The organism is Halocynthiibacter styelae (genome assembly GCF_016123485.1).
Lineage (GTDB): Bacteria > Pseudomonadota > Alphaproteobacteria > Rhodobacterales > Rhodobacteraceae > Halocynthiibacter > Halocynthiibacter styelae.
Map to the genome: position 1 here is coordinate 98,280 of NZ_JADCKQ010000011.1, position 25,044 is coordinate 123,323.

A 25,044-nucleotide genomic window follows, 5' to 3' on the forward strand; every position below is an offset into this window, starting at 1 on the left:
GCTATTCTCCGCTGTGGTCTCGCCCTTCTATACAAGGGGTCAGCAAGTTAAAAGTCATTATTGCTGACCTATAATGTGATTTTATGGTGCAAAGTACGATATGCGACATTTTTGAGCAGCACCTTAAGTCAGCAAGACTTACCTACATGCTTTCTGATGTCTTTTCGAATCAACCAGGATAATGTGAAGAAAAACTGATTCGAGCGTGCACCATGTCCCTGTTTCATCTGTTTCTTGTCGCCATTATCCAGGGCCTGACAGAATTCCTTCCGGTCTCTTCCTCCGGCCACCTTATCCTTTTACCGGTCCTGACCGGGGCCGAGGATCAAGGGCAAGTGATCGACGTTGCAGTTCACCTGGGCACCCTGATTGCCGTGGTCATTTTCTTCTGGCGCGAAGTATCAGAAGCCGCCCTTGGCCTGCCCCGCCTGGCCACGGGCAAAGCAGATACCCCCGGATCAAAGCTTGCCCTTCTGCTGATCATCGCAACCATCCCCGCCATCATTTTCGGCCTGATGCTGAAACTGACCGGCCTGGATGATATGATGCGATCCATCAAAGTAATTGGCTTTACGATGATCGGCTTTGGCATCGTGCTGTATATCGCCGACCAGAAAGGCCCGACCAAACGCAACGCGGCCAGCTGGGGCCTGCGAGATGCAATTGTTATGGGCCTTTGGCAGGCCGTGGCGCTGATCCCCGGCACATCCCGTTCTGGCGCAACCATTACCGGCGCACGCAGCCTTGGCTTCAACCGCGAAGATGCGGCGCGCCTGTCTATGCTGATGTCGATCCCGACAATTCTGGCTGCAGGCGGATTGCTGGGCCTGGAAGTCGCCACCACTGCTAATATGCAGGCGGTGAAAGACGGCGCGGTTGCCGCCGCCTTCGCCTGCGTAGCCGCCCTTCTGGCGCTGACCCTGATGATGCGCCTGCTGCGCAGCGTCAGCTACACGCCCTATGTGATCTACCGGATCGGCCTGGGCGTGGTGCTGTTGTGGTTCGCCTACGCCTGATCAGTCGCGCAGATTAGCAGCTGAATCGCGGATGTCGTCATATTGCCCGGACGGACGATAACGCCACAGATATTCCGACAGGACGCTATCCATGCGCACCGGATCAATGCCCAGATCCGCAAGGGTTTTCGCACCTTCCGACACAACATTGTCATCCGCCAGGGACCGCAGCTGATCGCGTGTCATCAGGAAGTTCGGGATTGCCCCAAGAGAAAGCATTTCAATCAGGGACAAAGCACCAGCTTTGATATGCGCGATAAACATCGGAAGACCGATGAGAATACGTTTACGGTATGACACCTCAAGCGCCTTTTCCATTGCCTCGCGGAAGGTAATCACCTCAGCCCCGCCTAACTCATAAACGCCTGGCGCAGCAGCACTGGTCGCGCCAGCAACCGCAGCCTTCGCCACATCATCCACATAGACCGGCTGGAATTTCGTGGAACCGGCAAAAACTGGCATCACAGGGGTGAAACGTGACAGGCCCGCGATCTTGTTAAAGAAACCATCTTCCGGACCAAAGATCACGGAAGGGCGCAGGATCACGGCATCATGGAAATGCGCCAGAACATTCGCTTCGCCCGCTGCCTTGCTTTGCTGATATTTGCTGGTGCTCTCGGCACTCGCACCAATGGCAGACAGATGTACCAGACGCGCAATCCCTTCTTCCGCCGCAATACGTGCGATGCGTCCGGCGCCCTCAGACTGCACCGCGTCAAAACTTTGCCTGCCGCTTTCGTCCAGAATACCAACACAGTTCACAACCGCATCCGCCCCCTGCATCACCGCACGCACAGAGGCATCATCGCGGATATTGCAGAACACAGGTTCCACCTGGCCTGGGGTGCCATAGGGCTTCACATGCAGGGATTCATTCGGGCGACGCCCGGCCACACGCACACGCCAGCCTTCTTTCGCCATGCGTCGTGCAATATAGCGACCGACAAAACCGGCACCGCCGAAGATCGTGACTAATCCGCTCATTGGGTATCCTCCGGGAATTTCCTGACACAGGCATAGCTTTCTGCACCCGCACAGACAAGATTAAACCCGGCGATTTACCCCGCGACCAAAACACTTTGCGGTACTCAGATGCAGTAAACGCGAAGAATCTTAAAGATTCACAAAAAACCTGCGTTTTCGCATTGACACCCCCCGCCCACAGGTCTAAATCCGCCCTCACCAACCCGTGCCCAGATGGCGGAATTGGTAGACGCGCTAGCTTCAGGTGCTAGTGTCCGTATGGACGTGGAGGTTCGAGTCCTCTTCTGGGCACCAATTTTCAGATAAAATTTGTTGAAAATCAATCACCTACCTTGTGTGATGATTTCCCATTCCCCACATGTTCCCCAATTTTTCATGAATAGCATGGAACAAAATTCAGTTTAGAAAAGCTGATTTTAAACCACCCGCTTTCGCGCACGAATATATCTACGCTCGAAAGCAGGGAGCTCCACCTTTCCTTAATAAAGGAAATAGCGCAGTAGCCGCCAAGGTACCTACAGCCCAAAGTCAAATAATCGAGAAGAATATCTTTCCCTCAAACAATCCACACTAGATCCACACTCATCTCGGCGAGACAGCCAACTTCGTTGAGCAGTAATTAAGTCTTGGCGGACAACACCAGTACTGGCATTCCTCAACTGAACATAGACCCGGCTCAAAACTCGGTCATAAGGCCATAATTCAGGAGAACCACAGAGGGTTAATTCGGTCACACTTTCTGCCTTACCGCAATCAAAGCTAGGACCGACCAGTCCCGTACTCAATGAGTTCGCCCTCAACCTCTGCTCCGCTGCCAAACACCAACGAACAAGACTCTCCGTCTCTCTATCCGCATTGGAAGCATCCATATATCCCCCCAAAAGATTTACGAAAACTTCCTCTCCAAATAGATTGTGTCCACGTGACAGGAGCCTACGTGCCTCATTGGTCCAAAAAACCTCGCCAACATCAAACAATTCTGAGCAATGATTCGCCAAACCAACATACCCAACAACTTGGCGAGTTATTCTGTGAGGTGAAGGCCTTTCGGAAGGTGCAATCACACGCTCACCATTATCGACGTAAACGTCTATGTCCAAAAGTTGGGCGACAAAGGGAGTAATGGGCAACAGCGGCTCATCAGGCCGTGCAATCGTAAAATATTCAACAACCTGAGTATTTAGACCTAGTTCATTTAGGTATGCACCAATTCTGGCATTTGCCACACCCGATTCACGAATATTGTGCCCCCCGTCTTGCTCAGCCCCAATCTGGTATGCTGCATGGACACTAATATCTGCCAGTTGAGACATATACCGCTGAGAGCCAGAAATCCACATTACCGCGCAAATAGAGTGACAGCCCTCCCCTTCACCAACAACTGTTGCAAACCCTCTCAAAGCAATATCTGCAGCTATTGAAAGGCCCTCAGCAACGCTCCCTCCTTCAGACTCCAACAAAATCACCGCATTCGGAACTTCCCTAGACATCCTAAAGAAAGCACTCGCGTCTCCCTCAATAATTGGTCCTTTAACGAAAATAAATGTTCGCCCTCCCTCACTGTAGCTCTCGAATGTCGCAGCCACTGAAGAAGATGAACATAAGATGCAAGTTAAACACCCTACTACCAGCATAAGATGGAGCCTGCTGAATAGCTCAGATAGTTTCAAATACATAAATCAACCTATCTTCTATGAGTTTTGAGTTTTCATCGCAAAATGCGAACAGCAATAATATGGACCTTAAACACCTGCCCCGTTGTTCTCGCAATATTATTTAACATGACAGCACTGCGTTTCTCGCGTTTTCAGCGTTTTCACTGCCCAACAAAGCGCAGGAAACGCAGAAAACGCAACGTGCCACGCGCTATTCCCTTATAATTCGATAAGCAAGTTTTCTGGATTTTCCATTGACCACCACCCCGACAGGTAGCGGCACAACCCAACCGTAACTTTCCAGTATTTTCAAGGCTTCTTTAATCTTATGCGTTTCTCGCAATGCGTTAGGGCCACGATTCAAAATCTGGCTCGGCAGAACAATATCTTCAGCCCAACTATTCAGAAGCCAACGCCGCAATGTTTCAGCCCGGTCTATTTTTTCAGATACAACAGCAGCATTTGCGAGACGCACAACCTCTGAAAGATAGAAGCGCGCCAATGTAATCGCATCAGCCATAACGGCAACGGATACGGTATTGGCTTCAGTGCTTGCCCATAAGGTCTGCACAGCGGCAATACGTGCGGCCTGTTCGGCGCTCTTGCTCGCGTAGGGCGTAACATGGCAAAACTTATCACCGGGGCGCTGGGCGCGCTCTGTTTCCTGATAGTATTCCCACAGCAAGCCCTTTGCACTTTCTGACATCTTCAGGATAGCGGGTTCCAATTGGTTGCGCGTCCCTTCACGCAAAGGCATCTGCGCGCCCAAATACCCACTTAGCTTTGCCGAAAAGCGGGCAAGCACAGCGTCACTTTCGGGATTATATCCGACCCTGGTTCGCCGCCCAATATTGCTTTCTGGTTCACAAATTAGAAAGCGCGCAAGAAACCCTTGCCCATTTGCGATAGGGTCTGCCAGCAAGGGGCGCACGGCAACAGGTTGCGCCATCATATGAGATGCAAGCCGCCTACCTCTGAGGGTAGAAGCACCATCACCCGCCCGCGTTCGGTTTATCGGCGTTCCATCCCAAAGCCCCGAAAGCCCAGCGCAGGTTTTAAGTCTGTTTTCACCATTCATTGCGTGGCCACCAAAGAACCCCCCGCCTTCATCCGTAAATAGACCAAGTGAAGGGTGGCCCAGCGCGTACAGCTTTACCAATCCTTCAAATGTTGGATCCGTTGCTGTGCGGTTAGGCGAAAGCGGAAGCTCAGGACGGCGCATCATTGCCTTCAAATCTGCACGCGCTTCAACTGCTTTCCCGCCTGCGCCACTGGCAGCCCTGATAAGTTTGGTTTCTTGTGCTTCATACAGTTTGATTTCCCGTTCAGCATCTGCAAGCGTGCAAGCATAATCCACGGCACGCTGGTCTTCAAAATCTCGCAACCCCGCCATAAGCAATTTATCACACCCCGTTTTGCGTTCACCAGATCGGGCAATCGTCAGGCAAAACAGAGACGAAGGGGCCGTACCACCAAGGGTCTCAACATCGGCAAAACCCTGAACCGCCAGAGAGGCAATAGAAAGGGCGCTCTGGGCTGCTATCGCAACAGGTGCTTGCGTTTTATCCTCTACGGCCTCAACAGCCTCTCTAAGCACGCCCAGCGCCTCAACGGGGTAATCTTCCCCCTTTGGTATGTCGCGAACAAGGGGTTGCGGGCCTTCAACTTGCACCTCTTGCAGATGGTTAGGTTCAGCATTCATTGCGCACCACCTCTCAGCATCAGAACGTCGTTCCAATCCTTGCCGCAAGGCGCTGGCAAAATGCTGACTTCCCAACCCAAGGCCATTGCGCGCCTCATCAATACCTGCCCTGCATTCCCGCCAGCGGGGTCGCCATCCGTCGCAATGACAAGCTTGCGGAAACCTTGGGGTAATCTAAGGGATTTCATTCCTGATGTGGAAAGGCACGACCACACCACAGAGGAGCCAGAAAGCATCCCTGACATAAGCGACAACCCTGTTTCTATGCCCTCACACACGACCAACTTGTCACGACCATCAGACAAGCGCACAGCACCGCCAGCGCACGATCCCAACATCATTTTAGCACTGCAAACAAGGCGACCACCCTGACCATTCAGAAAGGTTCTGTGAAGACCCCCAACAGGCTGCACATTTGCAACCATTGCCGGAAGATGCTGGGCGCTGGGCGCATGGAACAGATTCGGCATGAAACGCAGGCTCGATGGCAGGTCGCAAGTTATGCCTCTATTGCGTAGATAAGACTCTGCAAGCGTGCCTTTTATTGGCCTCGCATTTCGCCAGATTGCCCTTGCCCGCTTCACATTATCAGACGCCGTAAAAGAAGGCGCACCCACTTCGCACCACCGGGGTTTCAGGTTCTCGCAGGTTTCAGGTTCTGAAAACTGAAGAACATCCAACAGATCGGTAAATTCACAGCCGGATTTAAAGCAATGCAGCAAGAGCTTGCCTTCCTTGATATTAAAGCTAAGGGCATTTTGATCGGGGCGCTGTTCTGGCTGACAGATCGGACAGGGGGCTTGCCCCTGACCGTTCTTCCAATATCCGCCCAGCGCACGCACGACTGAAGATATATCGGACATCATTTGGCATCCTCCTTCAGCGATTTGGCAGAAGGGGGAAAGTTCAGGTCGCACAGGCGCGTTCCCGGCTTCAGCCAGTAATACCGAATTTTGTCCTTTCCCCGGTATTCGCGCTCAATTGGCCAATCGTATTGATTTGCCAGCACCTCGATTATTGCCGCAAGCCGCCAGCAATCAACGTGCCTGATCGTCGTTCTGTGTGACAGCACTTCGCCAGAAAGCAGAGCGCTACAGACATAAAAGCGCTGCGTTCGGTCCGCAAACCAACGCGTATCGTTTGACTTATCAGTCATAGAGATATCCTCTCATAATGACCGCGACCCGGATAAAGGCACAGTTTTCCCGTTCACGCCCCGCAAGGCGTGTTACTTTATCCGGTACGGCTGATTTCATTATTCGGGCGCGTTGCCCGTGATCCACTGGTCAATCGCAGTTACTTCCAGAAGCACTGCGCCCCCCCTTTTTATTGGGGAGAGTTCACCCGCTTCAAAAGCGCGGTAGAATGTCGATCGAGAGAGGGAATAAATCTCAACGGCTCGGTTAATCCGAATATACTTCGGTGTCTTCAATGGTCTGACTCCTGTCAGTTACGCCATCTCAGAAATTCCAAACCGGGGTTGATATGTCTCACCAAACATGAACATCATGTGAGCAAGAAAGACTCAAACCGGAAGGTAACTTCCTTTGGCTTTTTCGTATTTGCCCCCCATTTGGCGAAAGTTGTTCAGGCCTAGCCTAGGGGGGGGCACTCTTAAGTGTAATGAAACACTATGCCACAGCATAAACAAACCGCCCGCTCTCGCAAGGGCACGGGCCGTTTTGTTTATTGGCGCTCGGTGATTTTGCGGCCCAAATGTGGACCGCATCTAAATATTTGTTAACACATCCCAACCCGTTGTTTGCATGTAATAAATACATAACATATTCGTATCTCATGCACATACGCGGCACAGGTGGATATTGAAATCATTAGGTTATTTTTCCCGGAGAGAGAATGCCACAATGCGCGCCAATGTTCACGATTTTCCCCATTCCAATGTATCCATTTTGTGGTCCAAAAAAAAATTCATTTTTCTTGCAATCCATGCCGCTGAAACGACAAAATCTCAGCCGTTTCGCCGAAACGGTGACAAGTGAATTACATCCGACGATTCGTCCTCACCCTGAATGATTCGCCCCCATGCGCGCAACAGTTCCAATCTCTGATCCAGAAAATCACTTCGGCTATAGCTGCGCTCAACAATGCTACCGATGGAATGCGCCAGGGCCGTTTCAGCCACCGCGTAAGAATTAGGATAGACCTCAGAAACCCACGACCGGAAACAGGCACGCACGCCATGGGGTCGATAAGGTTCCGACCACTTCCAGCGTTTTTCACATTCACGCATGATGTTCTCTAGGGCCTGGTCACTGATAACCGGAACGCGCTTTCCACTGGCTGGCTCACCATCACGTTTAGATGAAAACAAATAACCGCCCCGACAATCGTCCACAGATCGCGATACAAGGGCTTTCATTTCATCCGTAAGCGGCACCCTGAAATCATCCGTTTTACCTTCCTTGCCCTTCATCTTTTCACCGGGCACAGTCCACACATCACCTTCAAATTCGCTTATATGGGCCATACGCACGGGTTTCAGGCGCACACCCCCACCAAGTAAGAGGTAGAGCATCAGGGCGCGCTGCACGGTGTTCTCAGGGTCCAGAGACTGATACAGTCTCGCGGCCTCTGCCACTGGCAGCGCCGGGTGCGGCACAGGTTTGTGAGTTACAGCCCCCAAGCGCACCTTTGCATTCGGGATGGCATTCAGATCGACAGACAGCCCGCTTGCCGCTGCGTACTTCATAATCGTTGAAAGGCGGTTCAGGGCTTTCTTTGCTGTTGGGTGCTTGCTGTGCCAGATCGGGGATAAAGCCTTGTGAATATCCGCCTGTGAGATTGCCTCAACATCCATATGGCCCAGCGCTGGTAAGATATAAAGCTTCACAGGGCTTTCCCAGCGCCCGGCCTGCCCGCCATCCTTTAGCGTAGCTTTTATAGATTCAAACGCTTCCGGCGCGATATCTGCGAGTGTTTTGGTATTGAGTTTGCTTTGTTGCTCACGTTCCAGGCGCTCAATTTCATCATGAGGCTTGCCGCCTGTCGCTTTCATCCATGCAGCCCAGCGGTCACGTGCTGCACGCGCATCTTTCAAGCTAACCGCCTCCACAGACCCCAACCCCAAATCCCAACGCTTTTTTAGATATGTATAACGGTAAACCCACGACCCTCTGGCACGGCCATCGTCCCCCAACCCTTTTGAGTAAAGATAAAGCCCCCCACCATCGGAATACTTTTGTTCGGTGGCATTCTTTAAAATGTTCGGTGGCAACTTGCCCATATACATTCCCCATATATTCCCCACGAAGCATTGCTATACAGCGAAGCAGCATGACACAAGGAGAAACAATAATTGTACCAATAATCCTTATTTTGAAGGGGATCCTCAAACAGTATGGATTGAGGTGAAATACTAGGGAATACATACTTCGGTGCATCTTTTGGGCACCAATTTACCAAAAAAATGTAGATCGCGATTATGCCAACTGGCACTTTTCGCACGCACTTTGCGATCCAGCTTTATCCCTGCATAAGTCCAGTTCCCCACAACTTCTTGCACATCGTCCCTGCAGTGGCTAAACATCCTCTTACCTCGGGGGGCCAATATGGCTGAGATGCGCAAGCGGACCCGTAGAACCTGAACCGGTTAAGACCGGCGGAGGGAAGGTTGAGACAACGCTCATCCAGACATCCGCCCGTCGGCAATGAAAAGGATGAGATATGAAATATCTTACACTCGCCGCGGGACTTTGTGCAGCTACAGCAGCAAGCGCAGAGACACCCGTTCTGAACGTCTACACCTATGACAGCTTCACGTCTGACTGGGGCCCCGGCCCCGCGATTGAGGCCGCCTTCGAAGACATCTGCAACTGCGACCTGCAATTTTCAGCCGTTGGGGATGGTGCCGCCCTGATCGCGCGCCTGAACCTGGAAGGCGATCATTCTGAAGCAGACGTTGTACTGGGCATCGACACAAACCTGGCGGATCAGGCCCTGGCCGATCAGTTCTTTGTGCCGCATACGCTGGAAAACCCTACGCTGACTCTGCCGATAGAATGGGACAACGCGACCTACGTGCCATATGACTGGGGCTATTTCGCCTTTATCTATGACAACACCAAAACCGACTCTGTTCCTGCGAATTTCCGTGATCTGGCCGCGTCAGATCTGAAAATCGTGATCCAGGATCCGCGCTCTTCCACCCCCGGCCTTGGCCTGATGATGTGGGTCAAAGCCGCATATGGCGACGAAGCACCCGCAATCTGGGCGGACCTGTCCGACAACATCGTGACCGTAACCAAAGGCTGGTCCGAATCCTACGGCATGTTCCTTGAAGGCGAAGCTGACATGGCCCTGTCTTACACAACATCCCCGGCCTACCATCTGATCGCGGAAGACGATGCGTCCAAATCCGCAGTCGCCTTTGACGAAGGTCACTATATGCAGATCGAAGTCGCAGCCGTGACCAAATCCGCAGATCAGCCCGAACTGGCGCAACAGTTCCTGGAATTCATGATTTCAGACGCGGCGCAAACCATCCTGCCAACCACCAACTGGATGTACCCGGCCGCAACCCCGACCGCCGGCCTGCCGGAAGGTTTCGAAACCCTGACCGTCCCTGAAAAATCCCTGCTGATCCCGGCAGAAGACGCAGGTAGCGTGCGCGAAGCCGCGCTGACAGAGTGGCTCGACGCGCTGTCTCAATAATCAGCCCGCTTGGGCTTTGGGGGGCGGCTGCGGCTGCCCTCTTGCTGTTTCTGACCCTCGGAACACTCGCCGCTGTCGCCTGGCAGGCGGAATTTACCCGGGGTCTCGGGCGCGCGGACATCGCCGCCCTGCGTTTTACCCTGATCCAGGCTTTCTTCTCGGCACTCTTGTCCGTCGCCCTCGCTATTCCGGTGGCCCGCGCCCTGGCCCGGCGGCAATTCCCCGGACGTCAGATCCTGATTACTCTGCTTGGCGCGCCCTTCATCCTGCCGGTGATCGTCGCGGTCCTGGGCCTGCTGGCGGTGTTTGGCCGGGCGGGTATCTTTAACCAGATGCTGAACGCTTTCGGCTTTGAAACAGTCTCTGTATATGGGTTTTCCGGCGTTTTGCTGGCCCATGTGTTTTTCAACCTGCCACTTGCCACCCGCCTGATACTGCAAAGCTGGCTTGCGATTCCTGCGGAACGTTTCCGCCTTGCGCAAAGCCTGGGATTTGCCCCGCGTGATATGTTCCGCCAGATTGAATGGCCCATGCTGCGCGAAGTCATTCCTGGTATTTTCGCGGTGATTTTTCTGATCTGCACCACAAGTTTCGCCGTCGCCCTGACCCTGGGAGGCGGTCCAAAGGCAACGACAATTGAACTGGCAATCTACCAGGCCCTGCGCAGTGACTTTGCCCCCGGGAAAGCCGCCCTGCTGTCGTCCATTCAATTCCTGCTTTGCACCCTGGCCGCGTGGAGCGCCTGGTATTTCACCCGTCATCAGGATGCAGCCGCCGGGTTTGATCGCGCTGTGCAACGCAGTGACGCCGGGGCGGTTGGCCTGCGCATTCAGGACGGGCTTTGCCTGGGATTCGCAGCGTTTTTTGTGATCCTGCCGCTGGCCATGGTGATCAAATCCGGGCTGACGGGCATTCTGAATATGCCCGATGTGGTCTGGTGGGCAGCACTGCGGTCGGTCCTGATGGCGATCGCATCTTCCATCGTGATGCTTTCCCTGGTTCTGCCGCTGGCACAGATCGCCGCGAAAGAAAAACGCGCCTGGCCCGAAGCGATTGCCTATCTGTCTGTGTCTGCCTCACCGCTGGTCATCGGGACCGGGCTGTTCATCCTGCTGAACCCTTATTTCAGCCCCCGCGATCTCGCCCTGCCCGTCACCATTATCGTGAATGCAGCCATGGCGATTCCTTTTGCATTGCGCGGGCTTCTGCCCGCCATGCGCGAGGTCGAGGCAAGCTATGCCCCGCTTGCCGATCAGCTGGGCATGGCAGGGTTTGCCCGCTTTCGCCTGCTCACCCTGCCCCGTATCCGCCGCCCTCTGGGCTTTGCCCTGGGTCTGACCGCCGCGCTGTCCATGGGTGACCTTGGCGTGGTCGCCCTGTTTGCCGATCCTGATGCAGGTACACTGCCCCTGATGATCTATCGTCTGATGGGGGCTTACCGCATGGAACAGGCGGCCGGTGCCGCGCTGCTATTGCTGATTCTCAGCCTTGCGCTGTTTATGATTTTTGACCGGGGAGGTCAGAAGAATGCTGACACTTGAAAATGTGCAGATCACCCAGGGCAGCTTTTCCCTGCACGCAGATTTCACAATTGCACCCGACACAAAAACCGCCGTGATCGGGGCCTCTGGCGGGGGGAAATCAACCCTGCTGTCTGCGCTTGCCGGTTTTCTGACACCGGCCAGGGGCCGCATTCGTTGGAACAGTGACGATCTGACCACCCAGCCCCCGGCGAAACGTCCGATCAGTATGATTTTTCAGGACAACAACCTGTTCCCCCATCTGACTGCAGCGCAGAATGTGGGTCTGGGCATTTCCCCGGCGCTGCGCCTGACACAGGCGGACCATCAGCGTGTGTCAGACGCGCTGGTGCGTGTCGGACTGGCAGAGATGGCCACGCGTAAACCCGCAGCCCTGTCCGGTGGGCAGATCGCGCGCGTGGCGCTGGCCCGTCTGCTTGTGCAGGGGAACCCGGTGATTCTGCTGGATGAACCCTTTGCCGCCCTTGGCCCGGCGATGCGGGCTGAAATGCTGGATCTTGTGGCAGAGCTGGTCGCTGAAACCAAAGCGACCCTGTTGATGGTCAGCCATGATCCCGAAGATGCAAAACGCATTGCTGATCAGATCATACTGGTTGCCGATCAGATCGCGCATCCGCCCATAGAAACGAACCATCTGTTCAATGATCCCCCCGAAGCCATGCGCAACTGGATGGGCTAAAACGAAAAAACCCCGCCAGATCCGGCGGGGTTTTCTTTTGATTGCTTAGCGATGCTTATGCGTCGCCGCGCAGCTTTTTACCTTTAACCGGCGCCCAGAGACGCTTGTTGGTCAGGTACAGCAGCACAGAAAGCAACACGAGGAACGCAACGCCGACAAAGCCGACTTGTTTCCGCGCCATCATCTTAGGCTCAGCGGTCCACATCAGGAAGGCAGAGACGTCTTTCGCCATCTGTTCCACAGTGGCCGGTGTGCCATCTGCATATTCAACGATGTCGTCAGACAGAGGGGGCGCCATAGAAATCAGACCGCCTGCGAATGTGTCGTTCCCATACAGGAAGTTGCCATTCGATTCCTCATCGTGACCATTGTAGTGGGTCAGCAGAGACGCGATATATTCCGCACCGCCCATACCGTAAACGATCTGGTTGATACCCAGGCCAGCAGGACCGTGGAAACCAGCACGTGCCTTCGCCATCAGGGTCAGGTCAGGTGCGCCGGCGCCGGTGTTCTCAGGGAACTTGTCCGCTGGTGTCGCCGCACGGTAATCGTCGATTTCCGGATCATAGATCTGAATGGTCTCTGCATAGGCACGAGCCTGATCCCCGGTATAAGCCGGACCACCTTCATCAGCCAGGTTGCGGAAATACAGATACTGCAGACCATGACAGGCAGAACAGACTTCGGTGTAAACCTGAAGGCCACGCTGAAGCTGATCACGATCGAAGGTCCCGAAGGGGCCCTCGAAAGAGAATTCATAGTCTGTGATCGCCTGTTCGCCACCGCCAGCAGCCATTGCGCCGGATGTGAGACCCAGTGTCAGTGCTGCAGAGATCAGAAGTTTCTTCATCATAATCCTGATCCTTTCTTAGTTGGCGGATTTGTCAGCGCCCGGGTAGTGGGCGTTGAAATCGGCTTCGATGGTTTCGGGTTGTGCTTCCGGCTTCTCGATCACACCCAGAAGCGGCAGGATCACGAAGAAGTAAGCGAACCAGTAAGTCGCTGCGATCAGTGAGATCCAGTCATATGGGAAGTCAGTCGGACGCGCGCCAACCCACATCAGAACGAAGAAGTCGACAACCAGAACGGCGAACCACATGCGGAACATCGGACGGTAACGACCGGAACGTACGGAGGATGTATCAAGCCAAGGGGCCAGAGCCATCGCAACGATCGCACCGAACATCGCCAGAACACCGAAGAATTTCGCATCAACGATACCACCGGTCAGAATTTCAACCAGTTGTACGGCCCATACTTCTGCAGTGAAGGCACGCAGGATCGCGTAGAACGGCAGGAAGTACCATTCAGGAACGATGTGTGCAGGTGTCGCCAGAGCATTCGCAGGAATGTAGTTATCCGGGTGACCCAGATAGTTTGGCATAAAGCCAACCACAGCCCAGAACACTGTCAGGATAACAGCCAGAGCGAAGAGATCTTTGATCACAAAGTAAGGCCAGAACGGCAGTGTGTCTTTTTTCACTTCTTCCAGATTCTTCTTACGCACTTCAACACCGGTTGGGTTGTTGTTGCCTGTGTGGTGGAAAGCCCAGATGTGAACAATCACAAGGCCTGCAATCACAAACGGCAGCAGATAGTGCAGAGAGAAGAAGCGGTTCAGAGCAGGCTGACCAACAGCACCAGCACCCAGAAGCCAGGTTTGCAGCGCTTCACCAACGCCCGGAACAGCGCCGAACAGGCCGGTGATAACCGCAGTCCCGTGGAAAGACATCTGACCCCATGGCAGAACATAACCCATAAAGGCTGTGCCCATCATCAGAAGGTAGATCAGCATGCCGATCACCCATGTGATTTCACGTGGTGCTTTGTAAGACCCGTAGTAGAGACCACGGAAGATGTGGGCGTAAACAGCCACGAAGAACAGCGACGCGCCGTTCATGTGGGCATAGCGGATCATGTGCCCGCCGTTTACGTCACGCATGATGTGTTCGATAGACGCAAAGGCCAGATCAACATGCGGTGTGTAATGCATCACAAGGATAATACCTGTGACGATCTGCAGAGCCAGACAGAAGGTCAGGACAATGCCCCAGATCCACATCCAGTTCAGGTTTTTCGGTGTAGGTGCTGTCAGAGTAACATAGAGCAGACCAACAATCGGCAGACGGGAATCAACCCATTTTTCGATGCCTGTCTTTGGCTCATATGCGTCGTGTGGAAGACCGGACATTATGCTTCCTCCCCAAGCTGAACAGTATTTTCGTCAACAAAGCTTGCAACCGGAACCGGCAGGTTCTCTGGTGCCGGGCCTTTGCGGATACGGCCAGAGGTATCATAGTGGGAACCGTGGCATGGGCAGAACCAGCCGTGGAATTCACCAGCGCCATCCCCCAGCGGAACACAACCAAGGTGGGTACAGACACCCATCATGACCAACCATTTGCCTTCTTCATCCAGCGAACGGTTCTGATCGGCTGCATCTGCACCGATGCTGCGGTTTTCATTGCGGGCTTCTGCATCGATGAGTTCACCCATCTCAACAGCGCGGGCTTCTGCGATTTCCTCATCCGTCCGGTGACGGATGAAAACCGGTTTGCCCTGCCATTTTACAGTCAGCTGTGTGCCGGGTGCGACCCCGGAAATATCTACTCGGATAGAGGCCAGAGCCAGCACGTCCGCGCTTGGATTCATCTGATTGACCAGCGGCAGAGCAACTGCGCCAGCTGCAACTGCGGCGGTGCCACCAGTCGCGTAATAGAGAAAATCCCGACGGGTGCCTTCGTGATCATCTGTGTGGGACACGAGTGTTTCTCCCTTTCAGGTACCGTTGAGTGCCATAACGACGACAAACCACGCGTAAACGTGGCCTTCGGCGGTGTTTAGCCCGCCATTTGCGCTACGTCCAGCAGACATTAGATGCAGAAAGCAATTTATGCGCATTTGTCGCGGTATTTGCGGCATATTTGTTGCCTGTTTCAGTCGGGTATCAGCCAGCCGCAATACCCCACGATCTGCCCGATCAGGGGCAGATGCACAGCAACATCAAAGTGAAAGCGCCCGTCGGCCTCATATTCAAAACTGTCGCCACCTGGCAGCAGGAATTTCGGCAGGGGAACCCCCAGAAACGCCCAGCGCCGGGGAATCAGATAAAGCCGCCCGTCCCGCACAACGACAGCGAGGGCCACATGGATCGCCCCGAATTGCTCAACCAGCAGCCCGTCATTCCGTCCCTGCCCCGGGGCCTGATATGTATGGAACTTATACCCACCAAAATCGCGTTCCCACAGCTCACCCTTTTCATCCGGCGTGAACATCACAGACACAGGCCCGTCAAAATCTTTCGTGGGAAAGCCTGAAATCCTGGCCGCGAACCGTGCAAAAGCATTCCGCCCCGCCCGCGCCTCAACCCGCCCGGACCAGCGACGTTGTTCAGCACTGCCATGCAATTTCTGCACCTGTTCAGGCAACCGGTCAAAATCAGCGCCCATGATTGCGCGATAAAGCACTTTATTCACCTCAGCCTGGCACAGTCGCCAGCATGGATGGCCGTGCGGAAAACGCTTCAAACCACGCCGCCAAGTCCGGCCGTCCGGCGCGCCAGTTGCGGTCGGCGTTGCGCAGGTCCAGATAACCCAGCGCGCAGGCAACCGCGATTTGCCCGGCGTTCAGAGGCGCATTCATCAGATCCATATAGTCGCGCTCAATCACATCAAGCGCCTGGGCGATCTTCACCCACTGCCCTTCGACCCAGGCCTCAAAACGGATTTCTTCCGGACGCAGACGCCATTCATAGGCCATCAACAGGGCTGCATCGATCACACCTTCACCGGTCGCCTCAAGCGTCTGGATGCGCCAGGTGTCATCACTGCCATACAGTCTGGCATTTGCACGTGCATCTAGGTAACGGCAGAGAATACGGCTGTCATAAATCGCCTGCCCGTCCTCAGTCACCAGGGCCGGAACTTTGCTGAGAGGGTTCACCGCAGCAAACCCCTCCGCCGGATCAAGCGGCGTGCCAGAAGTTGTCACAAGTTCCACATCCCCCAGCTGCCCGGTTTCATGAAGAACCACCATCACTTTACGCACATAAGGAGAAGTCGGAGAGTGATAGAGTTTCATGATCAGATCCTGTCAGTCGGTTTTTCGGAATTTCACGCGGCCAAACCCGCTGGCATCAATCTCTATCCCCGGGCCTGATTTGCCAAGCCTGATAATGCGGCGAAAACGTCCGGTCGCATTGATCTGCCCGGGTTCATGCCGCAGGGAAATGCCTTCTTCCACTTTATCATGGGCATCTTCTTCCGACTGATCCCGCCGTCCAATGCGGACTGCCCGGGTGAACGCATAGGTCGCAAGCGCAACCGTGCCATAGCGCAGGGCAAAACCGGTGATCACGGGCAAAGCAGGTACAGGCATATCAGATCCTCCTGCTTGCAATCATGCCCGCGCGCCCCGGTCCCTGTCGAGTCAGGCGTCACCCGCCTCGCGCATCAGGCGGGCAATTGCCTGTGGATCCTGGCCAAAACCAGCACCCTCCAGCCCGTCCGCCGCGCCATTGCGTGCGGTTTCGCCCTTGTTCTGACCCAGCTTCCAGGTGCCATCCACCGCATCAATCCGAAAACGCACCGGCACAATCATCCGCATCATGCGGCCCAGCGCATCCGGCGTCATTTTATCATTGCTCCAGGGAGGCTTCGGCAACAGGCGGGCTTCAAAATATGCGGCCAGTTCATCCAGATGTGCGCGCAGATCTTCCTGCGGACGCAAAGACAATTCACCACGCAGATGCACCGCAACATAATTCCAGGTCGGCACCTGATCCTCGGTGCCGTACCAATCGGGCGAAATATAAGCATCCGGGCCGGACACAGCGATCACCGCGGGCACGGGATCTTTCAGCTGGCGCACAATCGGGTTTGATCGCACCAGATGCATATCCGCAAACTCCGCACCTTCATTCACGATAAACGGCACATGGGATATCAGGGGGCCATCTGCCCCATTCACGGAAAGCACACCAAAGCCCCGGTCGCGGGCAAGCTTCAGCCTCTGGTCTCCCGGGGTCTGGCGAAACGCTGGATTCGGATGCATGACGGATTCCTTTCATGCAAAGTCGTAGGAGGCCATTGCGTCCCTTGCAACCCCACGCCATATTCCCCCTGTTCTCAGGGCGGGGTGAAATTCCCCACCGGCGGTAAGCGGGGTTACCCGTAAGTCCGCGAGCGGCCTGAAACTGTATACAGTGTGTATGCATAAGATGTGCATGGTTTGTGCATAGATTGTGTATCGCTTCTGCATCCGGTTTCTGGTGTCAGCAGATCCGGTGTAACTCCGGAACCGACGGTCATAGTCCGGATGAAAGAGAACGCGGCAAAAGGGCTTTCGCATGATGCGATGTCCTGTGTCGTGAATGCCCTGGGTGACGTGTCTGAAACTTAGGAGCTGAACAATGACACACACCCGTTACGCCTTTATCAAAGCAAACTGGCACGCCGATATCGTGGATCAGGCCCTGAAAGGGTTTTGCGAACTGATCCCGGAAGATCAGGTTGATGTCTTTGATGCGCCCGGCGCTTTTGAAATGCCCCTGCTGGCAAAAAACCTTGCGGAATCAAAGAAATACGATGCCGTCGCCTGCGCGGCCCTTGTGGTGGACGGCGGGATCTATCGTCATGATTTCGTCGCCCAGGCCGTGGTTGATGGTTTGATGCGCGCAGGTCTGGATACAGGCGTGCCTGTGCTGTCCGTATCCCTGACCCCGCATCACTTCCAGGAAACCGACCATCACATCGGCATCTACCGCGAACATTTCGTTCAGAAAGGTCGCGAAGCCGCCCAGGCCGCGCTGATGATCGGCGAAACCCGGGCGAAAATTACGGGATGAACCCGTTTGGTATCAGGCGTTTGCCCGTGTAAGCGCCTGTTCCAGATCATAAATCAGATCATCCGCATCCTCGATCCCAACAGAGATCCGCAGCAACCGTTCATGCACCGGGAAGCCTTCCCCAGACACAGTTTTGCGGTGCTCAATCAGGCTTTCCACCCCACCCAGTGAGGTCGCCGGATAAAACAGCTCGCAGAAACGCGTAACATCAATGCCGGTCTGTTCCGTCCCCTTCACGATGATCGACAGCATCGCACCAAACTGCCCGCCGGTCTGGCGCTTGGCAATTTCATGGCCGGGATCTGTTGGCAGGCCGGGATACAGCACGGCCTCAACATGTTTATGTCCCTGAAAATGCTTCGCAATTGCCATGGCATTGGCGCTGGCTTTTTCCACCCGCAGGAACAGCGTCCGCATGCCCCGGATCAAAAGCCAGGCATCAAAGGACTGCAAAACAGTGCCCTGAAGTTTGCGCACCCAGAAGATATCTTCCCAATATTGCCCGGTCTCACGCACAGACAACACACCCGCTGTCACATCAGAATGGCCGTTCAGATATTTCGTGGCAGAATGGAACGAAATATCCGCCCCCATATCCAGCGCGCGGGTCATGCAGGGCGGGGTACCCGTGCAATCTGCCATCAGCTTTGCGCCATGCGCATGGGCGATTTCAGCCGCTGCGGCAATGTCGGTCACTTCCCAGTTCGGGTTGTTCGGGGTTTCGATCCAGACAAGCTGTGTCTCGCCCGGCTTCATCGCTGCTGCCAGTTCATCCAGATTGCCGGCCGTATACCAGGACACCGTTATACGCTTGTTTTTCTCATACATCTGAAGCTGTTGCAGCACACCGTGATACATCACCTCTGGCGCAACCACATGGGCGCCGGTGGGCAGATGATCGATCACGGCTGTGCAGGCAGACATGCCGGATGAAAACAAAAGCGATTCTGCCGCGCCTTCCAGTTCCGCAATGATCGCTTCGGCGTGGCCGGTGGTCTGACTGCCATCGCGGCGATACCAATAAGGTTTACGCACCTCGTAATTTTCGTCACGCGCATAAGTGGCCGTGGGCTGGATGGCGGGCACAACAGCGCCGGTGCCTTCTTCCATAAAGCGCAATGCCTGGGCGACGCGGGTGGAAAGTGCGGGTTTGCGGTTGCTGTTGTCTGTCATAATCTGGTCTCCTTGCCGGCAGGCTAATCTGCAAGGCCTGCCGGAAACCAGTGATAAAACGACGTCAGCCCGGTGTTTTTGGGCAAAAGAGCGTTATTTCATCACCTTGCCGCCACATCGGGTATTTTCCCATGATCGCAGCGAAGCGGTCAGAAGCTTTGAACGCATCCAGCCAGCGGATCAGATCTGGCCAGGATTGGGCATAGAACCAATCCTGATCCACATGGGCAAACTGGCGCACGAAGGTGACAATCGCCATATCCGCAAGACAGGATCGGTCGCTGTAAAGATGCGCCTGGCCCTGCAACATGGTGTTGAGGTTTTGCAGAAAAGCCGCGCCTTTTTCACGTTCATCATCCGTGTCAGCTTCAGGATGACGGCTGCCGTATTTGTAGCGATCCAGCGCAGTTTTAAACGGCCCGTCGCTTTCCGCAATCAGGGCATGGCCACCTTCCGGCATTTGCAGCCAGCCTTCAGGGTCATTCTGCGCCAGCGCCCACTGCATCACATCCAGGCTTTCCTCAATCACCTGATCCCCATCAATCACCACAGGCACTGTCCCCTTGGGGGATGCAGCCAGAAACTCGGGCGCTTTGTCGCGCAAAAAGATTTCCCGCAGCTCACATTCAATGCCTGCCACATGGATCGCAAGGCGCGCACGCATGGCGTAAGGGCAGCGGCGGAAGGTATAAAGGATAGGGCGGGACATCAGGTTTTAAGCCTCCGGCGGGAGTATTTTCAGCAAGATGAAAGCAATTGCGTTGCGTTTTGCCCGATGATGCGGGTTTCAACAATCTGACCGACAGGCTGATCACTATCAAAGCTGACCTCGGTGAATTGTTCGGTGCGGCCCATGCGGGGATTTTCCAGCAGGACTTTGTGGGTATGCCCGATCTGCGCCGCGAGGTGATTTTTGACCTGCAAATCGCCAGCATCCCGCAGGCGTGCGGCGCGGGCTTTGATCACGTTGCCATTCACCTGGTTCGGGATCTTCGCTGCTGGCGTGCCTTCCCGCTTCGAATAAGGGAAGACATGCAGCCAGGTCAGATCGCAATCTGTCACCAGCTTCAGCGAATTTTCAAAATGCGCGTCGGTTTCTGTGGGGAAACCCGCGATAATATCAGCCCCGAAAGTCATTTCCGGGCGTAGCTTCTTTGCCTCTTCACAGAAGGCAATCGCATCATCACGCAGATGACGCCGCGCCATGCGTTTGAGGATCATGTCATCGCCATGCTGCAGAGACAAATGCAAATGCGGCATCAGGCGGGGTTCTGTCGCGATAGCCTGCATCAGGTTTTCATCCGCTTCGATGGAATCAATCGATGAAATCCGCAGACGCGCCAGATCTGGCACAAGCTTGAGGATGCGCATCACCAGATCACCCAGACGCGGGGTTGCGGGCAGATCCGCGCCCCAGGACGTCAAGTCAACCCCTGTCAGCACGACCTCATTATAGCCCTGATCGACCAGCCGTTTGATCTGATCCACAACCACGCCCGCAGGCACAGACCGCGAGTTTCCGCGACCGTAGGGAATGATGCAAAACGTACAACGGTGATCACAGCCGTTCTGCACCTGCACATAGGCGCGGGACCGTGTGCCAAATCCGTCAATCAGATGCCCTGCGGTTTCTGTGACGGACATAATGTCATCCACCAGAACCTTTTCGCTTTTGCCGATGAAATCAGGGCTGGAAAGCTTCTGCCATGTCTCAGGCTGCATCTTTTCCGTGTTGCCCAGAACCAAGTCAACTTCGTCCATATTGGCAAATGTTTCTGGTTCTGTTTGCGCGGCGCAGCCGGTGACGATCACTTTTGCGTCCGGGTTTTCGCGGCGCAGACGACGGATTTCCTGGCGGGCTTTGCGCACGGCTTCGGCGGTTACAGCACAGGTGTTGACCACCACTGCGCCGCCAATGCCCGCCTCTTCCGACATGGCTTTCATGGCCTCAGTTTCATAGGCGTTCAGGCGACAGCCAAGTGTTGTAAATTTCAAATCAGGCGCAGACATCAGATCGCATCCAGAAATTCAGCACTGAGCGTGCCATCAAAAACATGCGCCGCCGGGCCGGTCATCCAGACGCCGTCGTCGCGCCAGTCAATTTCAAGCCAGCCACCATCCAGCTGCATCTTTACCTTTTTGTCGGCCAGCCCCTTACGATGGGCGACAACCGCAGCTGCGCATGCGCCAGAGCCACAGGCCAGCGTGATTTCCCCGCCACGTTCCCAGACTCGCATGCGGATATCATCACGCGCACGGATCTGGATGAATTCAACGTTGGTGCGTTCGGGATATAGCGCATGATGTTCCAGATCAGGACCGACAGCACGCAGATCAACCGCATCCATATCATCCACCACAAACACCATATGCGGGTTGCCCATACCGCAGGCGCCCGGCGTGCCTTCAATCGGCAGAGCGTTCAGGTCATCCACATCATGCGCCAGCGGGATCTGATTCCAAGTCAGTTGCGGCTGGCCCATGTTGACGCTGAACAGGTCATCGCCAATGCGCTTGCCCGTCAGGACTTCGTGCCCAGTGAAGAAGGTCGCGCTGTCGCCGCCGGTTTCTTCCAGAATCAGCCGGGTGATACAGCGGCTGGCGTTGCCACAGGCATCGGCGCGTGAACCATCGGAATTCCAGAATTCCACATCCAGATCCGCGCGGGTGGATTCGCGCAGAATCACCAGCTGATCGAATCCCACACCAAAATAGCGATTTGCGATCGCTTTGGCGGTTTTTGTGCTCATCACGTCGGGTGCATGCCGGGTATCAATGACAACAAAGTCATTTCCCAGCCCGTGCATCTTACGAAACGGCAATCCTGCGGTATTTTTCTGCGGCATATCCATGTGCTCCGTATAATCCGAAAGAAAAAATCATGCCAGAGCCGCTTTTTTCAAGATTCCCGCTTGACCCCACCCGTCAGCAACCTTAAACGACCCGACAAGTGAGGGCCCTTAGCTCAGTTGGTAGAGCGGCTGACTTTTAATCAGTAGGTCGCAGGTTCGAACCCTGCAGGGCTCACCACATACTCTTTTTGATGAATGACACTTGAACGTTCCTTTTCGACAAGGTTCTTTCCTTTTTTGCGTTAGCACTGCGATTACGCGAGCAGTCTCCGCGAGTGGGATAAGCGCAAACTTCACGAACCAAGTGGCCAAACTTACGGCAACTGACGAACAGTTTTTCCATGAGGTTCTTGTGTGTCGTTCGCCTTGCTCCACACCGGCACCGGAAATGCTGGGAACACTTGTTTAAAAACTTCGAGATCTTACACCATTTGCGGGCGATGCGAGTTTTAAGATCAAACAAGTACAATATCACTTATCTATCCCCCTGTGATGAACCTGACGCATGCAGAACCCGACGAGAACTGAGGCCACAGGCCCTGTGAAGGCTTATTACCCTCGACTCCCCCACACACCGCCCGCCACCACATTAAAGCGCGGTCGCTGTTTGCAATCACATATTAACTTCGGCTCAGGATCGCCCCGGCTGCAAGCCAGATCCTGGTCTCGGCGAGAAACGGGATCATCTGGCCAGACCCCGTGCCAGTTCAAGAATGAATGAAGTATTTGTACAGCCAATGAATGACAGGGCGCGACCATTCTCCAAAGTGATGTTAATGTTGTCGGTTGCGACCAAGCCGTTGTACGCCACAACCGACAAGACACAAACGTCCCACACGGCCGACACCAAAGCCCTAAATACACACGCAGCTAAAACAAAAAGGAGCCGCACCGTGAACAAAACATCCATCCGTAACATCGATCCAGATACCCTATGGGACGCCAAAATATATGCAGCAAAAACCAAACAAACTATGGGCAAAATCGTCACCGAAGCGCTGCAAAGGCTGCTCTATGAGGAAGCAGAGGAAGAAGTCACGGCCTGTTAAAGATTTCGAACACCCATCGCGCCAGTTCTTCAGGCGAAGATGTTTCCTTTCTCATACATTCTTGCCCGCGATCTCGCGCAACGATGGCAATACTTCCAGCATCGCCCAACTCAAGATACGGACCACCGAACTCATCGACTTCTGTCCCCAAAGGGAAGTCAGTACAGGGAACGCCCTGTTTCTTAGCATACGCTAAGAAACAGTCTTTAGCTTTGTGTAAGTCCATAAACGTATTACAACCTCGTCAGTTAACTTGCCGAATAAAGCCTTGATCAAGCAATTCATCAATACTCATTGGAAGCTGGTGCTGAGTTCCTCCGCCAGGGCGGCCAAACCATGGTGCTGCGGGTCCCGAATTTACCTGCGGTATGGAGTAAATAACTTCATATTGCCTGTATGGCGAATTCAGGCTGGAATCGGGGAAGAACGTTGGTCAAACGGCACATTATCTGGTGCGACGAACGAACCCCTGTCGGAGAAATTACCGTTCACATCGATACGTCCGCCGTATCTGTCAAATGTCTGACCAGGCTGTAATTCTCTGATGGTTGGCGGGTCATCAAAGCCATAATTCGGCGGCCAATCAGGACTGCCATCAGCCTTGACCCATCTTGGATCAACGCCAAGCCTTTCAGCAACGGCGATTTGCGTTGATGTTGGATTGACCGCTGGTGGTCTCACTCCCGTATTTGTAGCATTATGATCCGCGTCAAAGCCCAAGCTGGCCACATTGGTTTCTTGCCCACGCCTGACGAAACCATCACCATGTTCGGCAACAGCAGCACCTGCAAATGCAATATTTCCCACCGCCATTGGCGGTGCTCTTGCAGCAAAGTAAACATTGGTGTGTTCAGCTGGGACAGCTTCTTGGTATGTGGCAAAAACAATTGGTTGTGACGCTGTTGGTCCCATCAGCATTGCCAATGCGCCGAAAGCAATAACCAGCGCCGCAATGATCTGGCCGACAATATGACGTATGGATTTCATCATATTTTCAACAAGCTAACCTGTTGCCAAAGTGAGCGCTATTGGAAAGTTGTCTAAATTTACGCTACGCCTCAACTTTGCCAAAACCCCAGCCATTGTTTGGCTATCGCCCACAACAACGGGCGATACACTAAGATCAGCTTTCGTCACGAGAAAAAGGTTCGTCGGCTGATCACCACAAACACTTTTATAACAGACATTCTCATTGTCTTCGGCAATTTTTTCTATGTCCACAATCATTTGGAACCCTATCAATCTATTGGTGATTGAAAGCCACAAGTGTTAGCTGTCGCATGCGCACAACGGTAGGGCTGGCCATATCTGTTCATCAAAATAGCTTCGAAACGCCGTAGCCCGCCATCCAATTGGTGTCGATCTAAGAACAGATGACGATAGGCACGGTCCACCGCTCCTCTGCTAAGCCCGGTATTTTGAGCAATCTCGTCACCACCACCAGTACGACGCATTTGCTCGTAAAACTCTTCTGCGAAGTCCCAGCCTTCCGCGTCCAACCTCCCGCACATCCTTGTCACCATCATATTCAGGAACACGCCGCCCCTGTCCGGGTTGGTCAATCAAAGCGTCGGCCCGCGCGAACATCTTGCGGGCAACATTGCGGGCGTAAAGTGGGGAATCTTTCTCGATTTAGTTGACGATCTCTTCTAAATCATCCAGCGCCCGATCCGACCAGATCAGTCGTTGAGCCAGGCTCAAATCCTCTTTGGAAACCATGTCAGTGTCTCGGTGCCCGGTGATCCATTCATTCAGCGTCGACATGCCAACTCCCAGAAACGTCAATCGTTTACAACGGTTCACATCTTCAAAGTGAGATTGACGTCATCAAGCAAAGCCTGAGTGCCCGCGAGAAACGCTAACTCCTCCGCGAAACC

General features: G+C 54.2%; 26 protein-coding genes, 2 tRNA genes, 1 pseudogene and 2 riboswitches. Of the genes and pseudogenes, 8 read left to right on the top strand and 21 right to left on the bottom strand.

Annotation, left to right across the window (positions count from 1 at the left end; translation table 11 throughout):
* Window positions 1–212: 212 nt before the first annotated feature.
* Window positions 213–1,016 carry an undecaprenyl-diphosphate phosphatase gene (locus tag H1D41_RS14210; RefSeq protein ID WP_228849535.1) on the top strand — a complete coding sequence of 268 codons (804 nt, stop codon included), beginning with the start codon at window positions 213–215 and terminating at the stop codon, window positions 1,014–1,016.
* Here the strand turns inward: H1D41_RS14210 and H1D41_RS14215 are convergent, their stop codons facing one another.
* Window positions 1,017–2,000 (bottom strand): complex I NDUFA9 subunit family protein, encoded by a 984-nt coding sequence (locus H1D41_RS14215; protein WP_228849536.1) that lies wholly within the window; start codon window positions 1,998–2,000, stop codon window positions 1,017–1,019. It lies immediately after the preceding gene.
* Window positions 2,001–2,207: 207 nt separating this feature from the next.
* Here H1D41_RS14215 and H1D41_RS14220 point away from each other — a divergent pair.
* Window positions 2,208–2,294 (top strand) — tRNA-Leu (locus tag H1D41_RS14220).
* A 221-nt stretch (window positions 2,295–2,515) separates the two neighbouring features.
* Here H1D41_RS14220 and H1D41_RS14225 read toward each other — a convergent pair.
* The 6 genes from H1D41_RS14225 to H1D41_RS14245 form a co-directional block, all read right to left on the bottom strand.
* Window positions 2,516–3,634, bottom strand: coding sequence for a hypothetical protein (locus tag H1D41_RS14225; RefSeq protein ID WP_228849537.1), 1,119 nt, complete (start codon window positions 3,632–3,634; stop codon window positions 2,516–2,518).
* 232 nt (window positions 3,635–3,866) lie between these two features.
* A complete protein-coding gene (locus tag H1D41_RS14230) occupies window positions 3,867–5,357 on the bottom strand; it encodes a YfjI family protein (protein WP_228849538.1) in 1,491 nt (496 codons plus the stop codon).
* The gene (locus H1D41_RS14235; protein WP_228849539.1) at window positions 5,354–6,223 is read right to left on the bottom strand and encodes a DUF7146 domain-containing protein; all 870 of its coding nucleotides are present in this window, start codon (window positions 6,221–6,223) and stop codon (window positions 5,354–5,356) included. Before H1D41_RS14235 ends, H1D41_RS14230 begins: the two co-directional genes overlap by 4 nt.
* Window positions 6,220–6,513, bottom strand: coding sequence for a hypothetical protein (locus tag H1D41_RS14240; protein ID WP_228849540.1), 294 nt, complete (start codon window positions 6,511–6,513; stop codon window positions 6,220–6,222). The genes H1D41_RS14235 and H1D41_RS14240 overlap by 4 nt, the downstream gene beginning before the upstream one ends.
* Before the next feature lie 99 nt (window positions 6,514–6,612).
* Window positions 6,613–6,789 (bottom strand): helix-turn-helix transcriptional regulator, encoded by a 177-nt coding sequence (locus H1D41_RS18510; protein WP_394355413.1) that lies wholly within the window; start codon window positions 6,787–6,789, stop codon window positions 6,613–6,615.
* A 537-nt stretch (window positions 6,790–7,326) separates the two neighbouring features.
* Entirely contained in the window at window positions 7,327–8,607 is a 1,281-nt protein-coding gene (locus H1D41_RS14245; RefSeq protein WP_324250286.1) for a tyrosine-type recombinase/integrase, read from the bottom strand.
* A 297-nt stretch (window positions 8,608–8,904) separates the two neighbouring features.
* Window positions 8,905–9,002: riboswitch (TPP riboswitch) on the top strand.
* A gap of 39 nt (window positions 9,003–9,041) precedes the next feature.
* Between H1D41_RS14245 and thiB the strand changes: the two genes are divergently transcribed.
* The 3 genes from thiB to H1D41_RS14260 are packed head-to-tail and all read left to right on the top strand — an operon-like array spanning window position 9,042 to window position 12,248.
* On the top strand, window positions 9,042–10,028 hold the full coding sequence (gene thiB / locus H1D41_RS14250; protein ID WP_228849542.1) for a thiamine ABC transporter substrate binding subunit: 987 nt from the start codon (window positions 9,042–9,044) through the stop codon (window positions 10,026–10,028).
* Entirely contained in the window at window positions 10,004–11,569 is a 1,566-nt protein-coding gene (locus tag H1D41_RS14255; RefSeq protein WP_228849543.1) for a thiamine/thiamine pyrophosphate ABC transporter permease ThiP, read from the top strand. Before thiB ends, H1D41_RS14255 begins: the two co-directional genes overlap by 25 nt.
* Window positions 11,556–12,248: a thiamine ABC transporter ATP-binding protein gene (locus tag H1D41_RS14260; protein WP_228849544.1), complete on the top strand. Its 693-nt coding sequence runs from the start codon at window positions 11,556–11,558 to the stop codon at window positions 12,246–12,248. The genes H1D41_RS14255 and H1D41_RS14260 overlap by 14 nt, the downstream gene beginning before the upstream one ends.
* Before the next feature lie 55 nt (window positions 12,249–12,303).
* Here the strand turns inward: H1D41_RS14260 and H1D41_RS14265 are convergent, their stop codons facing one another.
* The 7 genes from H1D41_RS14265 to H1D41_RS14295 form a co-directional block, all read right to left on the bottom strand.
* Window positions 12,304–13,101, bottom strand: coding sequence for a cytochrome c1 (locus H1D41_RS14265; RefSeq protein ID WP_228849545.1), 798 nt, complete (start codon window positions 13,099–13,101; stop codon window positions 12,304–12,306).
* Between the two features lie 15 nt (window positions 13,102–13,116).
* Window positions 13,117–14,439 carry a cytochrome b gene (locus tag H1D41_RS14270; RefSeq protein ID WP_107496426.1) on the bottom strand — a complete coding sequence of 441 codons (1,323 nt, stop codon included), beginning with the start codon at window positions 14,437–14,439 and terminating at the stop codon, window positions 13,117–13,119.
* The gene (gene petA / locus H1D41_RS14275) at window positions 14,439–15,011 is read right to left on the bottom strand and encodes a ubiquinol-cytochrome c reductase iron-sulfur subunit (RefSeq protein ID WP_228849546.1); all 573 of its coding nucleotides are present in this window, start codon (window positions 15,009–15,011) and stop codon (window positions 14,439–14,441) included. Before petA ends, H1D41_RS14270 begins: the two co-directional genes overlap by 1 nt.
* 173 nt (window positions 15,012–15,184) lie before the next feature.
* Window positions 15,185–15,715 (bottom strand): DUF4166 domain-containing protein, encoded by a 531-nt coding sequence (locus tag H1D41_RS14280; protein WP_228849547.1) that lies wholly within the window; start codon window positions 15,713–15,715, stop codon window positions 15,185–15,187.
* A 10-nt stretch (window positions 15,716–15,725) separates the two neighbouring features.
* Window positions 15,726–16,328 (bottom strand): glutathione S-transferase, encoded by a 603-nt coding sequence (locus H1D41_RS14285; RefSeq protein ID WP_228849548.1) that lies wholly within the window; start codon window positions 16,326–16,328, stop codon window positions 15,726–15,728.
* A 12-nt stretch (window positions 16,329–16,340) separates the two neighbouring features.
* Window positions 16,341–16,625: a hypothetical protein gene (locus tag H1D41_RS14290; protein ID WP_228849549.1), complete on the bottom strand. Its 285-nt coding sequence runs from the start codon at window positions 16,623–16,625 to the stop codon at window positions 16,341–16,343.
* A 51-nt stretch (window positions 16,626–16,676) separates the two neighbouring features.
* Window positions 16,677–17,300, bottom strand: a complete 624-nt coding sequence (locus tag H1D41_RS14295) for an FMN-binding negative transcriptional regulator (RefSeq protein WP_228849550.1) — start codon at window positions 17,298–17,300, stop codon at window positions 16,677–16,679.
* Window positions 17,301–17,366: 66 nt separating this feature from the next.
* A riboswitch (FMN riboswitch) is annotated at window positions 17,367–17,580 on the top strand.
* A gap of 78 nt (window positions 17,581–17,658) precedes the next feature.
* Between H1D41_RS14295 and H1D41_RS14300 the strand changes: the two genes are divergently transcribed.
* A complete protein-coding gene (locus tag H1D41_RS14300) occupies window positions 17,659–18,093 on the top strand; it encodes a 6,7-dimethyl-8-ribityllumazine synthase (RefSeq protein WP_228849551.1) in 435 nt (144 codons plus the stop codon).
* 12 nt (window positions 18,094–18,105) lie between these two features.
* On the opposite strand, the gene H1D41_RS14305 is transcribed toward H1D41_RS14300, so the two are convergent.
* The 4 genes from H1D41_RS14305 to dapF form a co-directional block, all read right to left on the bottom strand.
* On the bottom strand, window positions 18,106–19,266 hold the full coding sequence (locus H1D41_RS14305; protein WP_228849552.1) for a trans-sulfuration enzyme family protein: 1,161 nt from the start codon (window positions 19,264–19,266) through the stop codon (window positions 18,106–18,108).
* Between the two features lie 64 nt (window positions 19,267–19,330).
* A complete protein-coding gene (locus H1D41_RS14310) occupies window positions 19,331–19,975 on the bottom strand; it encodes a glutathione S-transferase (protein ID WP_228849553.1) in 645 nt (214 codons plus the stop codon).
* Window positions 19,976–20,004: 29 nt separating this feature from the next.
* Window positions 20,005–21,276 carry a tRNA (N(6)-L-threonylcarbamoyladenosine(37)-C(2))-methylthiotransferase MtaB gene (gene mtaB, locus H1D41_RS14315; protein ID WP_228849554.1) on the bottom strand — a complete coding sequence of 424 codons (1,272 nt, stop codon included), beginning with the start codon at window positions 21,274–21,276 and terminating at the stop codon, window positions 20,005–20,007.
* Entirely contained in the window at window positions 21,276–22,112 is an 837-nt protein-coding gene (gene dapF / locus H1D41_RS14320) for a diaminopimelate epimerase (protein WP_228849555.1), read from the bottom strand. Before dapF ends, mtaB begins: the two co-directional genes overlap by 1 nt.
* Before the next feature lie 108 nt (window positions 22,113–22,220).
* Between dapF and H1D41_RS14325 the strand changes: the two genes are divergently transcribed.
* Together H1D41_RS14325 and H1D41_RS14330 are read left to right on the top strand one after the other, a co-directional pair.
* Window positions 22,221–22,296: transfer RNA gene (locus H1D41_RS14325), tRNA-Lys, on the top strand.
* A 535-nt stretch (window positions 22,297–22,831) separates the two neighbouring features.
* A complete protein-coding gene (locus H1D41_RS14330; protein WP_228849556.1) occupies window positions 22,832–23,167 on the top strand; it encodes a hypothetical protein in 336 nt (111 codons plus the stop codon).
* A 244-nt stretch (window positions 23,168–23,411) separates the two neighbouring features.
* On the opposite strand, the gene H1D41_RS18515 is transcribed toward H1D41_RS14330, so the two are convergent.
* The 3 genes and pseudogenes from H1D41_RS18515 to H1D41_RS18335 all read right to left on the bottom strand — a co-directional run.
* Window positions 23,412–23,576, bottom strand: coding sequence for a TNT domain-containing protein (locus tag H1D41_RS18515; RefSeq protein WP_394355415.1), 165 nt, complete (start codon window positions 23,574–23,576; stop codon window positions 23,412–23,414).
* Window positions 23,573–24,157, bottom strand: coding sequence for a TNT domain-containing protein (locus tag H1D41_RS14335; protein ID WP_228849557.1), 585 nt, complete (start codon window positions 24,155–24,157; stop codon window positions 23,573–23,575). Before H1D41_RS14335 ends, H1D41_RS18515 begins: the two co-directional genes overlap by 4 nt.
* A 648-nt stretch (window positions 24,158–24,805) precedes the next feature.
* Window positions 24,806–24,943, bottom strand: a pseudogene (locus tag H1D41_RS18335) (IS3 family transposase); the annotation flags it as partial.
* Window positions 24,944–25,044: the final 101 nt, after the last annotated feature.